The sequence below is a fragment of the Pseudomonas sp. MWU347 genome (assembly GCF_017947305.1).
In the GTDB taxonomy this organism is placed as follows: domain Bacteria; phylum Pseudomonadota; class Gammaproteobacteria; order Pseudomonadales; family Pseudomonadaceae; genus Aquipseudomonas; species Aquipseudomonas putida_A.
The window spans coordinates 19,334-33,231 of sequence record NZ_JAFGZB010000003.1 but is presented as its reverse complement, the minus strand read 5'-3'; the positions used below and the strand labels follow the sequence as shown (position 1 = coordinate 33,231).

The following is a 13,898-nucleotide window of genomic DNA, read 5'->3' as shown; positions in this document are numbered from 1 at the left end:
CACCGGCCTTACAGCTGCCAGGAACCGATATCGGCATTCACGCCGTCGCCGTCAGGCTGACCGTCGGCACCGAGGGAAAAGATATCGATCTCGCCATTCGCGCCGGGATTGAGGTACTGATAAGGACGACCCCACGGGTCATTCGGCAGGCGCTCCAGGTACGAACGCCAGTTACTGTTCTTCGCATCCGCCGGCCGCTCCACCAGCACTTTCAAACCCTGACTCTGGCTCGGATAATTACCGTGATCGAGGCGATACAACTTCAGCGCCTGCATCAAACCACCAATATCCTGCTTGGCCGCCGTGGCCCGCGCCTGATCCGGCCGGTCGAGCACCTTGGGCACCACCATCGCCGCCAGAATCCCGAGAATCACCACAACCACCATGATCTCGATCAAGGTAAAACCCTGCTGCCCACGGGGCATCCGGCTCGGTCGTCCGGGCTGTTTGAACTGCGCGATATCCATCTCGACATTCCCTTGGCTTGATTCGATTCGACGCGCAGTGTTGCAAGAAGATATGTCAGGGATGTTGAAAATCCTCGGGAGTTTTCGTCGTCAAGCCGTCAAGGACGGGGGTTAGGGTCGAGGGCTGTGTTTTGGTTTTGGGCCTTATATGCCTACGCGCTCCCGAGAAAGCGGATTCACCCTGATTGAAGTGCTGGTGGCGCTGGCGATCATTGCTGTGGCGATGTCGGCGGCCGTGCGCGTAGCAGGGCTGATGACCCAAAGCAGCGGAGTTCTGCGGGATCGCTCGATTGCAATGATCGCAGCGCAAACCCGCATGGCGGAGCTGCAACTGGAAGGCCGATTGCCGACCGGTGTGAAAGCCGTTGATTGTGATCAGGGACGCCTGCTATTGCGCTGCGAACAAGCCATCGCCACAGCCGAAAACGGCCGATTGCTCAAGGTCGGCATCCAGGTCTTCGACCGCAACCAAGACGCCCCGCCCCTGGCCCGCCTGGAAACCCTACTAAATCGCCCCCTTTAGGAGCTGCCGAAGGCTGCGATCTTTTGATCTTGTTTTTAAACATCAAAATCAAAAGATCGTCCAATCGCGGCCCGATCCTCCGGCAGCTCCTCCACAAACAACTCAGGCAACAAAAACAACGCATGCCCCACACGATATCCGCAATCAGCCTGAAACCCTGTGGGAGCGAGCTTGCTCGCGAAGGCGCCAGAATGAACACCCGATCAATAACCAAGTGTCCCCGACACCTACATCACCCCGGCAACTGCAAATTATCCAAAGCCCGATTCACCGCCAACTCCCCAAGCATGATCAACTGCGCAATCCCCGCCAGCGCGTGACGCTGCGACACCGGCAACAAACTGGCAATGTTCTGCGCGAGGGTTTTGGCCGAAGCGAGTGTTTCACTGGCATCCACCAGTAGCTCTTCGGTTTTGTTGTCCGCCGTCACGGCATACATCCCACGGTGTTTACGTGGCGGCGGCGTGGAACCGGGCGGACAGAGGTAATGGTCGAGCGCGCGGTCGGCGGCTTCGTGGAGTTTTTTGGAATCGATGGATTCGTAGGGGGAAACCGACGCGGTTTCGGGTGGGTTGGGTGTTGGTTTGATCATGAGTGAATCTCCAAATCATAGAAAAGGAGCCATCATCTTTCGCTACCAAACGAAGGGGTGGTGGCCATACGAAGGTTGGTAGACCGGTGACTTGGAAAACCGGCGCGCCCGAAGACGCCCTGCGCATGGCCACCATAAATACACAGCCCCAAAAGGGCCTGTATCGGGTGACGCAATGCGCCAAGTCTAAGCCGGGCTACCAAACCCGATCGCTGATTCGTCAGCGACCGAACCACAATAGAACCCACCCCCAAGGCGCACAAGCCGGCGGATTCTGGCGTAGCTGTAGGCAATGGCGCAAGGACGTGTAGCCTGAGTGAGTATCTAGAGATGTCTTTTTAAACGTCGATGTTTACCTTGATCTTACTGCGGAAAATATCCCCTAAATAGATCCATCCACTCATCAGGCCAGCTGACTTGCGTTTTTGGACTACATTTCACACCCGATGGCTGCTTTCGGCCAGAAGCGGACATTCATACCGCTAGTCAAATACACTGTCGCGACGATCGCATTCAAATTTGGTGCAAGTGTTCATCGGGAAAAGGGAGGATTGATGAGTCTTGATCTGTGCTTGGAAGCTGATAGTACGCTCACAATTTTGACATTGAGCAATGCCCTTGAGAATGCTGGTGCTCGAAAAGTCGAGGTAACAGAAAATGGGCTATACGATGAATTTAGCTCAGGACTTAAATTAAGTACCGATGACGCTTTCGGTGACCCCACGATTTATGCTGAGAATACAATGGGTATCGACTTTCCTGTCGCTGTGCGTTGTACCATCAGAATTAAAGGCCCCGAACCAGAGGGAGAGTCGGCTATGGAGGATTTGGAAAAAGTCGCCCAATCAATATCTCAGTCGTGTTCCGCCTTCTTTCTAGTTAGCTTTCAGTTCGAACAAACCATGTACTGGCGGGATGCGACTGGGCTACATCGTCCTTGAGGTCGGTGCCTGCGTGTCGCGCTACAGATATTTTTGAATGGTGCTTTCCGGACAAAAGCGCTTTTGATTGATGGGCCGCAATTGGCCGACTGCTGTCTTTGGGAAGGTCCGCAGTCGGCCAAAAACGGACATCAGCATTCTTTTAGCCAATAAGGCCTCAGTAACTACCGACTAAGCCTTTTCTCCGTGGATGTGATATGAGCAATCTGTCACCGAGCATTTTCACTTTAGAGTAAAAAAGCGATCTTACCGTTGCCGTTATAAAAGGGTCGGAGGGAAAATTTTTTACGCATATTGCTAGTATTCGCCCCTAACTGCAGCAGAGAAATCATCGGCAAGAATATATATCTTTAAAAAACTTGAGCGTCATGCAAATTAATATAATTCGACACTTAAATATCCCACGACGCCAAATGCGCGATATTACAACCTGGAGACAGAAAGATACAATGTGTCTAATTCATCAGTCACACCTTCATTGCTCTCAACATAGTTAATATCAATGTATTCGAACAAGAACTCCTTGCTAAACTCAACATTAGAAAAGTTTTCAGACCATTCTCCGCGCCAAGGCAGGCGCTCTTGAAAAACTCTATCTTTTACCTGCTTCATAAAAACGAACTGATCGTCTACTATTTTAACCTGCACATCAAAGTTATCCACAGAAAACTTACATCGAAAGGAGATTTTGATGATGCCCTTAGCCTCCATGATTTCCGCCTCATCATCAACTTGGATCTGACTTTCAATAACTTCGCAGCTGATAGTATCTTGTTCAATGCTCACATCCAAAAAAGCTCCAAACAAGTCCAGCAATAGTTCCGCGTCCAAATCGGAAAGCCGCTTGCTAACAGCTCTTACCAATTTCTCATTGAATGTGTTTATGACCTCACTGCTGCATGATTGCCCAATATTCGAACTCAGCGCACTAAAAAGCACCGTCGCCGAGCGAGCCACATACACATTAGACAAGCCATACTGGTCGTCCAACGGTAGCAACGGGTTTTCTTTCTTAGACAATGCCTTAGCGCAGGCAAAATCGGCAACATTTTCAGTAAGGAGAAGCACGTTATCTTGCACTCCCTGCTTCAGGTAATCCTCAATAGATGCAATGATCAAAAAATCCTTATAGCCTTTCTCCCGCACCCCACCATCCGTAAACGGCTTTTTTTGCTGATACATCCTCTCCACGACATCCTTATGCCTTACAGCAGGATAAGGAAGTAACTTCACACCGTTAACAGCAATAAAATCGTCCAGCCGGCGTGCGTATTTTTGACGCGATGAGTCGATTTTTTTAATAGCAGTATTTTTGCTTAATACCCCCTGTAAGCCTAGCCTATCAAATTTATCAGATAGTCCAATTAGTTCTTTGCTTGCAGCTTCCATGTCCTCGGCATAGTTTCCGATACATTCATCGCGAACAACTTCTGGAATACAAATCTCCAACGCGTAAAAGCTCTTGGTTTTTATAATTTTTTGCAGTGCGTTGCCGCGTAACGGATAGTCGCGCATGAGAAAATTTGTATCAATGACTACGGAGTGAAATTTCATAAAAAACTCTGCATTAGACAATAGAGCGCTACGCTATCATGGGGCAAAAGGCACAAGCGAATCTTCCTTTAACGTTGCGAACATGATGTACATCAGTTACGCGCTTCTAGTCGGGTTTTCCCCTTATGAGAGGTAGCCTGCGGACGCAGGCAGCCTATCGTGCTGGGCAGAAAACGATCCGAAGCCGCCCTTTGTGAAGGGCAGCTATCGGCCAGAAGCGGACGTTGAAAGCGACACCTTCCGGCCAGAAGAGGACATTAGCAAGCGACCACCTTCGGCCATTATCAGTTATTCGCGAATCGTTTGACCCAAAGCGGCCTTTTTTCCTTAAGTTAGTTTGATGCTCACTCGGTTTTTGTGCTTTGGCGCGAAGCAGCAGAGCTTTGCTGCCCGCGCGACGCACATTGGCCTCCATAATCATATCCAAGTTAGATTTTAGAAATTAGAGGCCCTTGGAAATCAATTACATTAACAGGCAATCCTTCAATCATTTCCTTCAAGTCATCATATTTTTCACTAGTTGCAATTATGACCTGCCGCTCCATACTGCGCGTTTCAGATGCTCTCTCAATAAACGTTTTGAAATTTACTTCTTTTGTCTCTTGCTGGCGCGGTTCGTCCAGCATTAGCACCCCTAAATGATTTGTGGCAAGCCCATTCAGATGAACATCCAAAGTCAGCAAGGAATATAAATATGCCCAAATCACCCGAATGTTATCACTCGCAGATGCCTCTGACCCAAGATCAACGTCGTCAATAGCGGGTTTATAGGTCCGCTTTGAGATCTCAAAGTCTTCTATAGGTGTACTTTTGTATTCAAAATCGCCTAGATTCTTCTTGAACTGCTCAGTTAGCACACTAAATTTTATATAGTCATTTCGACTAAAGCCATCCCAGGGTAGCTTAGAAATTGCGCCCGCTACATTCGACCACTCTAGTTTTGTGGATATCATTTTTTCTTTGATTTCGGACTCAATAGTCAGGGTTCGCTCGATCGCCTCTAATTTCTCCTCCAGTAGAATTTCCTTTCTGAGCTGCGCCCTAGATGGAGCACCTTTAACATCAATAAGGCTTTCCTTTAAGGAGCGGATTTCAGATCGAGTGAGATTGACCCTGTCTTGCGCTCTGAGTATTAAAGTTCTCTTAGCTAAGGCCTTGCTCTCTTCGCCCGCTCTAAGAGACTCAAAGACAGATACTTGCTTTTCCAAATATTTAATATTGTCGTCTATTCCTAACGCCGACTGATTGTGCATATGAGGAAGCAACGAGTCCTGAATAGGTTGATTGCAAGTGGGACACCGGCCTTCCAGGAATTTGAAGCTCTCGGCAGAACCGTACTCTTGTATCTTCTTTATATCTCGATACTTTCGCAGCCCTTCTTTAACTGACGAGATGCGTTTTTCTATCGAGCGTACATAGTCCTCGCTGACATCAATATCTGATAGCAATATTGAGATAGCGGACTCCTCTTCCGAGAGCCTATTCATTAAAAGGCCAAGTTCTTTTTCTTGCGCTTGAACTCTCAAACCATGCCCTACACTTGAAGCAGACTCTTTTTTAAGGACCAATAGTTCCGACTTCAGAGAATCAAGATGATCGAGAAGATTAACCTTGTGCAAGTGAGGGTCTAATACATAGAGATCAGTCGCGCTATTTACTGAATCTTGCTTACCTATTTCATCACTTATAGACGAGCCAACGAATGCATATACCTGCTTCGCCGCGGACACTAGCCTCTCGACAGATAAGACCCAAGTAGTCTCAAGATTATTTTTCTTGACAGCTAACTGCTGTCTCTTTCGATTATTCTCTTGAATATCTAAGGCAAGGTTATATTCCAGAACCCGACTTGCCAAATCCTTGATGCCAAGATAAGTAGGAAGCACGTTGAGAATCCCTCCCCACCCCCTAGTTTGCTCGACATAATTGACCGAAAATATAGATTCCAGATAAAGTGGACAAGTATTTCCATCATACTTGACAACTTGGGGATCCTCTATACCAAGAAATTTCTCAAGAAAATTATGAAACCCTCGCTCTCTAGCAGCCGAGCCTGGATCTCTAACAAAGAAATCAGAAAAGGAAGAATCAGACAGGAAATTGATTTCATCAATCGGCTTATCATATACCGATATGACCCTGTTTTTTTCTTCTACACTACTTCTGACGACTGTGATTGCCTTGCCGTTAATATTGGCAATCTCTAGATAGATTTTTGATTCTGTTACTAACGCATAGCCTCCATCCGCTTTTTTTAGTCTCGTAGTCAATGCTGACTTTAAAGGGCTCTTTCTACTCGGGCCTAAGGTACCCTCTAGCCCCAGCGCATATACAATACTCTGAACGCAGGTTGATTTACCGAGAGTGTTGTCAGCTCTAATAATATTCAGCCCATATGAAAAAGGGATGTCCGTACCAAAATCCCCTTCATTTGTTCTGGATATTATCTTTAGCCTATTTATCTTAAGCTTGCTCACGGAAATCACCAGATATGAGTTTATCTACGACAGCGTCGGTAAAGAAAGACTTGCTGAAATTTTTCATAAACTCCTTTTCCTTTACAAAAACTTCCTTATCTGTATCAATTGCCTTCGCAAAAGCCATGCCCTTATCCGACAATTTTATACTTTTCGACGGCTCCAGCTCAAAAACCCCCTCACCCAGCCCCATATCAATAGCTCGGTCTACAAGCGGATCAAACCTAACATTAACACTTGTGAATAGATCTTGGACCTCAGAGGAGTAGTTCTTCCGCTTTTCATTGGATGAGATAACGGAGCTAAGAGCTTGTATTTTTTTGGCGCCAGCCTTGTTTCCGGAACTCAGCCTAAGCAATATTAGCGCAATTAAAGAAAGCCTCCACAACGGCCTGAACTCTGGCTCTACTGGAGTTCCGCTCTGGCGAAAGACAACTTTGCTTGGTACGACATCAAGAATGTCCATCATTCAAAGTCCAAATTACAGCGCATAAGCCAGTCAGCTACCGTTCCAGCAGCAATACAGTCTAAATTATCTTCGTGCAGCTTGCTCTTTTTTGCCAAAACTTCTTTGAGAGCTACTATTTGCTGAGCTGGACTTTTCTGTTGGCTTTCAAAATATTCGATATGTAACCTTTCCTCTCTCTCTATAACTCCAGAGACAATTTGAGAGTGGTACTCTGGGTATTCTTGTTTTAAGCTACCAAGCATGTTTTGAGCGTAGATCGCCTGTTTAAGCATAACATCTCTCGCTTTCTCAATTTGAGCAGGAGATGCTGGCTTTAACTTGGTCAGCTTTACCTCTACGTTATTTACAAAATCTGACTTGTCCGTCTGAAACGCATTGACCTGAACATCAGATACCGCCTCTCGCTCCAACCTGAGAACCCTAATCCCCTGCTCAAGCAGCTCTGCCTCTTCACTCTTGAACGTATTTCTATCCCAAACCAATACATGAAAATCGTTATTATCAACGTAAGCCAATTTGGCCTTGACAACTTCGGCAGTTTTAGTGGATGCATGAGAATTCAAATGTTTCGAGAGATGATTAGGCACGACCAAAATCCAGCGTTTTATTTTCGTCCCGCCCAGTATGCTCGACAAAATACTTTTTTTATTTTCTATAAATTTGCTTATATCGGTTGTCATTTTGTCGCGCTGCTTATCATAAAGCTGCTCCATGGTGCAGAGTTCTTCCGGGCAAAAAGCTTGATAAGCATTGCCACAGAAGGAAAAACCCTCAATCCCAGCATCACCATTATGCCGGTCTGGTATAGGAACATAGTTTTCTTGACCATGCTTTATTCTGAGCAGATCATTTACATGCTCTTCCCATTCTTTTCTTTCCCAGACTTTATTAGGACTAATTTCCATAAATTACCCGTCATGCCGACTATATAGGCCTGTAAAATGGCAGACCTCAAAAGAGAGGCTAGAAATTTCTATTTGACAGAAAATATTTTGGCGATTGAAAGAATCCATTCTCTATAACTCATAATTTCACTAACTGGAACAGGCCCAATGCCATCATACAAGACTAGTCGAGGAGGGCAGTATGCGACAAGCTCTTTGACCAAGCTGCTGACAGGCAGCTAAGGATAGGAAACGGGCATTCGCGAATGACTGATCATGACCGAAAACTGACGGCTACGACCGATCGCTTTTGGCCGAAAGCAGCCGCTTATGCGCGAAAGCTTTCGGTCAGACATTGCTAGAGTTCTCACACGGCTTGTGAGGCTTCAGTGTAGTGCGGGTCATAATCCTTGGCAGGTTTTACGGTCACCTCAATCACCTCTGGGCCATACTTGTTCGCCAGGAAGCGTTCCCGGTAAAGGTAGAAGGCTGCATCACAGACTTTCATAGTGAAGTACGCGTTGAAACCTCCGCCAACAGCTGCGCCCATAGCGGGAATTGTTTGTGCAAGCTTTGCTTTCGTAAGACGTATGCCCAGAGCCTTGGCGATTTCTTGGATGATTTTCACGAAAACGCTTTTTTCCAGCTCCTTCCAAGTCGCTTTCTTTGCTACATCCTGAGAAATCTTGATCAGTTGGGCCATGGCAAGTGCCTTCGAACTGTCGGTGGGAGAGGAAGCAAGGCCAAGCACGTTGAAGGCGAACAGTCGCTCCTCCTGACGTGAGGTATCAAAACCGTAATAGGCAGCGTACTCGCCAATCGCCCGAAGGTTGAGTGTGATCAACGCCGGGATATCGACTGCCAGACCAGGTAAGCCCACGGCCCCTGCCCCTGCCCCTTCTACCAGAGCGATACCCTTATATTTAGCGCCAAGGAATCCGACGACCTTATCGATTTGCTCCAGATCCAGATCGTGAATATCTTTATGAGCTTTAATCGTGCTGTGCCCGTCGCCACGAAACTCTTCAAAAATTGCTTCTGGTCTTACGCTCCACTGGGCTGCGTCGTGGCAAACGCTCGTCAAGCCCTCAATTGCGCCTTGGATCGCAGGGCCTACACCGGGAGCCTTGAACAAAAGGTCACCTGCTTTGTCCAGCGGCTGGTTTATCACCTTCAGTGCTTGGCCGAACCAGCCAATGTCAGGCTCCTTCCAGCTGTGAATTTCCTTGAGTGCGTGTTGCTCATATTTGCTTAGCTTCGACATTCTGAATCCTTGGATGGTGAATCAATCATCAATGATCTCGAAAGGCCATTATGCCGTGATTCAATTTCCGCTGCCTATTTTCCAGATACTGCGGCTACGCAATGAGCATAATTCCGTGCGTTTAAAAGTACGCAGAAGCATCGTTCCTGACGCTGGAGCACAGAAGATGCGTTTGCCGACCACTTACCAAGAAGTGTCCGCTTCTGGCAGGTAGCGGACATTTTCGACTACCCGCATCAGCCCGGGAGCGACAAGAAGCACTCGCTTGCGTCTATACTCCCTGTTTTTAGAGGCCCTTGAACCGCCGTTCAACTGAACGGCAAAAATAACGACTCCGATCCAACAAATCAGGGCCTCACGAGGCTCGGCAAAATCACCCCCTCCCCCAACCTCTCCACCCCCAACCGCACCCTCTCCCCCCCCTGCTCAATCACCACCCCATCCCCCTCCACCTCCACCAACTTCACCCCAGGACCCACCCTCTCCCCCTGCAAAAAACTCCGCGGCGGCCCATCGTTCAAACTCAAAATCGCCACCGCCCCGCGACTCCCTGCCATCACCCCGCTCACCTTGATGTCCATCGGTGCCGTCTGGTTGGAAAACCACTGCAACGCCGGGCTGTCACTGCGTTCCGCGAGCATTTGTGGAGGCGCTGGTGGGGTGTGGGATTCGGCGGAGGTCAGGAGCAGCGACGACCAGGTCGCCACGCCGATCAGGGCGGCGAGCAGTGCGAGGCCCTGGACGGTTTGCGGGGGGGATATGCGGGTGGTGAGCATCATGGGCTGAATCTCCTTTTAGTCCCTGCTGACAGGCTACGCGGCAATTCTCACGGTTTTATTTCACACGGCTTACATGTTGGCCGTGCAGGATGTTTTTTTGGGACGGGGCTGGACGCAACGGAGCGCGCAACCGATGAATGTGGGTAAGCAGCAGGGCTTTACGCTGATCGAGTTGATGGTGGTGCTGGTGATCATCGGGATCGCCAGTGCGGCGATCAGTCTGAGTATCAAGCCGGATCCGCTGCAGTTGCTGCGCAAGGACGCCGAGCGTGTGGCGCAGTTGCTGCAGGTGGCGCAGGCGGAGGCGCGGGCGGATGGTCGGCCGATTGTGTGGGTGAGTGATGGCAAGGGCTTTCGGTTCAGTCGGCGCAGTGACAGTGGTCGGGGTTTTGAGCATTTCAAGGATGACCCGCAGTTGCGGCCGCGCACCTGGCAGAGTCCGAAGCTGGAGGTGCGGGTAGAGCCGAAGCAGAAGGTGGTGCTTAACGCCGAGTGGATCAATCCGCCGCTGCAATTGACCTTGTCTGATGGGCTGAATCGACTGAGTGTGCTGCGTGATGCCAGTGGCAGGATCAGTGTGCAATGAACGCTCAACGGGGCTTTACCCTGATCGAGGTGATGGTCGCTATTTTGCTGATGGCGGTGGTCAGTTTGATTGCGTGGCGCGGGCTGGACAGTGTGACGCGGGCGGACAGTCATTTGCAGGCGAGCAGTGAGCAGAGTGACAGTTTGTTGCGGGCGTTGAATCAGTTGCAGCGTGATGTGGAGATGCGCGCGGGTGTGGAGTTGAGTGAGCCGAAGAAGGTTGGCGTGGATGATGAGCCGCCGAGTGCGCCGCCTGCGTTGACGGTGCGCAGCAGTGATAGCAAGGGGTTTCGGCTGGATATCATTCGCAGTGCGGCGGATCAGCCTGGGGCTTTGCAGCGGGTGCGCTGGTGGGTCAAGGGGGATACGTTGTATCGGGCGGTGGCTGAGGCGCGCAGTCGGTATCCGTTGCCGGCGCCAGGGGCTGGGGTGGCGGTGTTGCATGGTGTGAGTGATGTGCAGGTGCGGGTTTGGGAGGTGGATAAGGGGTGGCGGCAGTTGAGTGGTAATCGGCGGGAGGATCCGTTGGGGTTGGAGGTTCGGTTGACGCGGGAGACGGCGCAGGGGGTGGAGCGGTATCGGCAGGTGATGGGGCCGCTGCAGTAGCTAGCATCACTGAAAAACTCTGTGGGAGCGGGCTTGCTCGCGAAGGCGGTGGGTCAGTTGATGATGATGTGGTTGAACGGGCGCCTTCGCGAGCAAGCCCGCTCCCACAATTGGATTGGGTTTGGTCAGTTGGGGAATGGTTGGTTTGCGAGCTGTCATCGCTGGTAGAGGCCAGCACCCACAATTGGATTGGGTTTGGTCAATTGGGGAATGGTTGGCTTGTGAGCTGTCATCGCTGGTAGGTCAGCTGCCACAAGCCGGTAGATATTGGTCGGCTGTCGGGCCGTCATCGCGAGCGGGCTCACTCCTACAAGTGGATGGTATGCAGTCTGAGAGAGATGAGTTGGCTGGAAGGCCGCCTTCGCGAGCAAGCTCGCTCCCACAGGTGGTGGTGGGGTTGGGTTAGCTGAGGACGACTACTCCGCCGGGGAGTTCGGTGCATTTGACGCCGTAGGCGTCGCGGATCAGCAGGGCGACGCCGGCGAGTTGGTCGAGGCTGAAGCGGGCCTGGACGCGGCGCTGGCCGAGTTCGCGGTTGAGCAGCAGCAACATGCCTGGGCGGTAGCGGTTGATCTCGTCGATCATCTGGCTGAGGGTCGCGCCGTTGAATACCAGCACTTGTTGGCGCCAGTTCATCACTGCGGCGGTGTCGACGCTTTGCACTGCGCCCACTTGCTGCGCGTCGTAGGTCAGTTGTTCACCCGGCTGCAAGCGCAGGCTGCGGCCATCGACATTGACGTCCACCGAACCATCAAGGCAAGTCACGCACACTTGCTGATCGGTGTTACGCAAGTTGAACCGCGCCTGACTCGCCCGCAACCACCCTCCTCCGGCCTGCATCGCCAATGGCAGCCGCGCGGTTTGCACTTCGACTTCGCCGCTGACCAGTTCGAAACCCTGCACACCATCATCGCCGGAGCGCTGGTTGATACGGGTCTGGGTGTTGAGTTCCAGGCGCACGCCGTCGGCCGGTTCGAAGCGCTTCTGCTGGCCGACTTCAGTGATGTAATCGGCGCCGAGCCCTTCAAAGCCACCGGGGATCGTCCCGCGCACCAGCAAAAACGCCGCCGATGCCGCGATAGCACCACCGAGAAACGCGCGCCGGCCAAAACGCCGAGGCGATTGCAGCATTTCAGCGGCAGGCTGCAGGTTGTGCCACAACACCTTGGCCTCTTCGAAAGCGCGGGCATGTTCGGCGCTCTGCTCGCACCACTGGCGCAACGCCCGGGCGTCGGCCACGGTGGCGCGGCCGGAGGTCAGCAGGACCAACCAGTCGTGGGCTTCACTGTGCAGATTGTCGGCCGCCGATGGCTTGGCAGGTGTCAGTCGAAAGATGTTCAAACGCGCAGATTCTCAACGAATTGATCGGGCACTATTCAGAAGACGGTTTTCCGGCCCCGCGACCGAACCGCTGAAACACTTTTCTTTCCAGTTTCGCCGCGCAGAAGCCCAATGCAGCTTTGATTTCCTTCTCGACCATGCGTGTGGAGATGCCGAAGCGCTGGGAAATTTCCAGGTGCGGCGCCTCTTCCAGACGCGCCGCGATGAAGATTCGGCGACGCCGCGCTGGCAGTTCGTAGAGGGCGCTGAGCAGCGACTGGATTTCCTTCTGCCCACCCACCACCCGCGCCGGGTCCAGCGCCTCGTCGCCGATCTGCAGCAGCTCTTCGACTTCCTCGCCGGTGAGCAGGCGCGCATCGGCCTGACGGCGGTCGGCAGCGATGTTCAGGGCCATGCGATAGAGGTAGGCGTTGGGCCGTAGCAGGTTCGGCGGTGTTTCCATGCGGTCGACCCGCAGGTAGGTTTCGTGCAGCACGTCGTTGGCCAGATCCTCCGAGCCGAGACGCCTGCGCAAGCGCACCCGAAAGTCCTCGTAGGACGTCAGGAACAGCTGGACCATCGAACCTTGTCCGGTGTCTTTCATCCCCCGGAAACTCCTTCCCATTTGGTGCATTCCATGCGTTTCCCTGACGACTCCGGTAACAACAGCAACGTGACCGGCTGACGCAACGCGCTGGGCGTCGGCCGGTCGATCCTGAGATTGCGAAAGCTCTCCACCAGCGCGGTATCGCGCCGTACATCGCCGGTCGAAGTGACCAACCGGTTGTGCTGCACCACGCCGTCGCGCCCGACCCAGACCTGCAACACCGCGCGATAACTGCCCGGACGGGTCAGCGGCGAACGGCACAGGTTGCGCTCGATCGCCGCTTGCACGGCGGTGGCGTAGCTGCGACTGACGGCGGCACTGGCCGGGGTGGTTTTGTCCAGGGCCGACGGCACGTCCTCGACCTGCGCCACTTGTAGAGTGAACGCATCGTCGCGGGCATAGCGCGCCATCAGGCCACTGCCGCCGAGCAAACGGCGCAGCGCATCGGCAGCGGTGTATTCGCCATCGACCGCCAACGAGCGCCGGCCACGACTCAACTGACTGTCGACCAGCACCGCCACACCGGTGGCATGGCTGTACTGATCCAGCGCCCGGGCCAGGTCTTGCGCCGGGATGTGCAGTGTCATGCGCAAGTCGGCGGGCGCGGGTTCGGCTGTCGCAGCACTGCTCAACCAGCCAAGCAGCAGCCCCAGACTCACCCGGTGCACAAGAGTCGCTGAACGCTGAAGACCGTCCCTGGAACTGCCTCGCTGCACGGCTGACGTACCCCTGAAAACCGTCATCCTGATGGCTGTTTATGAATCTGGTGTGACGGGCGGTGCAAAAAAACCATCACGGGATTCGCACAAGGCTTGCACTAGACTGCATTC

General features: G+C 52.1%; 15 protein-coding genes. 4 read left to right on the top strand and 11 right to left on the bottom strand.

Annotated elements, in window-relative coordinates; genetic code table 11:
* Nucleotides 1–8 precede the first annotated feature (8 nt).
* The gene (gspG, locus tag KCG87_RS06660) at nt 9–467 is read right to left on the bottom strand and encodes a type II secretion system major pseudopilin GspG (protein ID WP_282597928.1); all 459 of its coding nucleotides are present in this window, start codon (nt 465–467) and stop codon (nt 9–11) included.
* A 148-nt stretch (nt 468–615) separates the two neighbouring features.
* On the opposite strand from gspG, the gene gspI reads away from it, so the two are divergent.
* Nucleotides 616–990 carry a type II secretion system minor pseudopilin GspI gene (gene gspI, locus KCG87_RS06655; protein WP_210557392.1) on the top strand — a complete coding sequence of 125 codons (375 nt, stop codon included), beginning with the start codon at nt 616–618 and terminating at the stop codon, nt 988–990.
* Between the two features lie 232 nt (nt 991–1,222).
* Here the strand turns inward: gspI and KCG87_RS06650 are convergent, their stop codons facing one another.
* Nucleotides 1,223–1,582, bottom strand: coding sequence for a hypothetical protein (locus tag KCG87_RS06650; protein WP_007968533.1), 360 nt, complete (start codon nt 1,580–1,582; stop codon nt 1,223–1,225).
* 554 nt (nt 1,583–2,136) lie between these two features.
* Here KCG87_RS06650 and KCG87_RS06645 point away from each other — a divergent pair.
* Nucleotides 2,137–2,523 (top strand): hypothetical protein, encoded by a 387-nt coding sequence (locus tag KCG87_RS06645; protein WP_210557393.1) that lies wholly within the window; start codon nt 2,137–2,139, stop codon nt 2,521–2,523.
* A 423-nt stretch (nt 2,524–2,946) separates the two neighbouring features.
* Here KCG87_RS06645 and KCG87_RS06640 read toward each other — a convergent pair whose 3' ends face one another.
* The 6 genes from KCG87_RS06640 to KCG87_RS06615 form a co-directional block, all read right to left on the bottom strand.
* Nucleotides 2,947–4,077 (bottom strand): PIN domain-containing protein, encoded by a 1,131-nt coding sequence (locus KCG87_RS06640; protein ID WP_210557394.1) that lies wholly within the window; start codon nt 4,075–4,077, stop codon nt 2,947–2,949.
* Nucleotides 4,078–4,505: 428 nt separating this feature from the next.
* Nucleotides 4,506–6,554: a hypothetical protein gene (locus KCG87_RS06635; RefSeq protein ID WP_210557395.1), complete on the bottom strand. Its 2,049-nt coding sequence runs from the start codon at nt 6,552–6,554 to the stop codon at nt 4,506–4,508.
* The gene (locus KCG87_RS06630) at nt 6,541–7,023 is read right to left on the bottom strand and encodes a hypothetical protein (RefSeq protein WP_210557396.1); all 483 of its coding nucleotides are present in this window, start codon (nt 7,021–7,023) and stop codon (nt 6,541–6,543) included. The genes KCG87_RS06635 and KCG87_RS06630 overlap by 14 nt, the downstream gene beginning before the upstream one ends.
* Nucleotides 7,020–7,928: a hypothetical protein gene (locus tag KCG87_RS06625; protein WP_210557398.1), complete on the bottom strand. Its 909-nt coding sequence runs from the start codon at nt 7,926–7,928 to the stop codon at nt 7,020–7,022. The genes KCG87_RS06630 and KCG87_RS06625 overlap by 4 nt, the downstream gene beginning before the upstream one ends.
* A 346-nt stretch (nt 7,929–8,274) precedes the next feature.
* The gene (locus KCG87_RS06620) at nt 8,275–9,171 is read right to left on the bottom strand and encodes an EcsC family protein (RefSeq protein WP_210557400.1); all 897 of its coding nucleotides are present in this window, start codon (nt 9,169–9,171) and stop codon (nt 8,275–8,277) included.
* A 347-nt stretch (nt 9,172–9,518) separates the two neighbouring features.
* On the bottom strand, nt 9,519–9,950 hold the full coding sequence (locus KCG87_RS06615; protein ID WP_210557401.1) for a type II secretion system protein N: 432 nt from the start codon (nt 9,948–9,950) through the stop codon (nt 9,519–9,521).
* Between the two features lie 133 nt (nt 9,951–10,083).
* On the opposite strand from KCG87_RS06615, the gene gspH reads away from it, so the two are divergent.
* Nucleotides 10,084–10,536, top strand: coding sequence for a type II secretion system minor pseudopilin GspH (gene gspH / locus KCG87_RS06610; RefSeq protein ID WP_027613110.1), 453 nt, complete (start codon nt 10,084–10,086; stop codon nt 10,534–10,536).
* A complete protein-coding gene (locus KCG87_RS06605) occupies nt 10,533–11,141 on the top strand; it encodes a prepilin-type N-terminal cleavage/methylation domain-containing protein (protein WP_210557403.1) in 609 nt (202 codons plus the stop codon). Before gspH ends, KCG87_RS06605 begins: the two co-directional genes overlap by 4 nt.
* Nucleotides 11,142–11,543: 402 nt before the next feature.
* Here the strand turns inward: KCG87_RS06605 and KCG87_RS06600 are convergent, their stop codons facing one another.
* From KCG87_RS06600 to KCG87_RS06590, 3 genes are read right to left on the bottom strand one after another with little or no spacing between them, the layout of a single operon-like run.
* Nucleotides 11,544–12,482: a FecR domain-containing protein gene (locus KCG87_RS06600; RefSeq protein ID WP_210557405.1), complete on the bottom strand. Its 939-nt coding sequence runs from the start codon at nt 12,480–12,482 to the stop codon at nt 11,544–11,546.
* Between the two features lie 31 nt (nt 12,483–12,513).
* Entirely contained in the window at nt 12,514–13,065 is a 552-nt protein-coding gene (locus KCG87_RS06595) for an RNA polymerase sigma factor (protein WP_027613107.1), read from the bottom strand.
* A complete protein-coding gene (locus KCG87_RS06590; RefSeq protein WP_348983735.1) occupies nt 13,062–13,727 on the bottom strand; it encodes a secretin and TonB N-terminal domain-containing protein in 666 nt (221 codons plus the stop codon). Before KCG87_RS06590 ends, KCG87_RS06595 begins: the two co-directional genes overlap by 4 nt.
* Nucleotides 13,728–13,898: the final 171 nt, after the last annotated feature.

Bases quoted from the DNA above. Each gene is read 5' to 3' on its own strand.
- gspG (WP_282597928.1), bottom strand. From the start codon at position 467: ATGGATATCGCGCAGTTCAAACAGCCCGGACGACCGAGCCGGATGCCC.
- gspI (WP_210557392.1), top strand. From the start codon at position 616: ATGCCTACGCGCTCCCGAGAAAGCGGATTCACCCTGATTGAAGTGCTG.
- KCG87_RS06650 (WP_007968533.1), bottom strand. From the start codon at position 1,582: ATGATCAAACCAACACCCAACCCACCCGAAACCGCGTCGGTTTCCCCC.
- KCG87_RS06645 (WP_210557393.1), top strand. From the start codon at position 2,137: ATGAGTCTTGATCTGTGCTTGGAAGCTGATAGTACGCTCACAATTTTG.
- KCG87_RS06640 (WP_210557394.1), bottom strand. From the start codon at position 4,077: ATGAAATTTCACTCCGTAGTCATTGATACAAATTTTCTCATGCGCGAC.
- KCG87_RS06630 (WP_210557396.1), bottom strand. From the start codon at position 7,023: ATGATGGACATTCTTGATGTCGTACCAAGCAAAGTTGTCTTTCGCCAG.
- KCG87_RS06625 (WP_210557398.1), bottom strand. From the start codon at position 7,928: ATGGAAATTAGTCCTAATAAAGTCTGGGAAAGAAAAGAATGGGAAGAG.
- KCG87_RS06620 (WP_210557400.1), bottom strand. From the start codon at position 9,171: ATGTCGAAGCTAAGCAAATATGAGCAACACGCACTCAAGGAAATTCAC.
- KCG87_RS06615 (WP_210557401.1), bottom strand. From the start codon at position 9,950: ATGATGCTCACCACCCGCATATCCCCCCCGCAAACCGTCCAGGGCCTC.
- gspH (WP_027613110.1), top strand. From the start codon at position 10,084: ATGAATGTGGGTAAGCAGCAGGGCTTTACGCTGATCGAGTTGATGGTG.
- KCG87_RS06605 (WP_210557403.1), top strand. From the start codon at position 10,533: ATGAACGCTCAACGGGGCTTTACCCTGATCGAGGTGATGGTCGCTATT.
- KCG87_RS06595 (WP_027613107.1), bottom strand. From the start codon at position 13,065: ATGAAAGACACCGGACAAGGTTCGATGGTCCAGCTGTTCCTGACGTCC.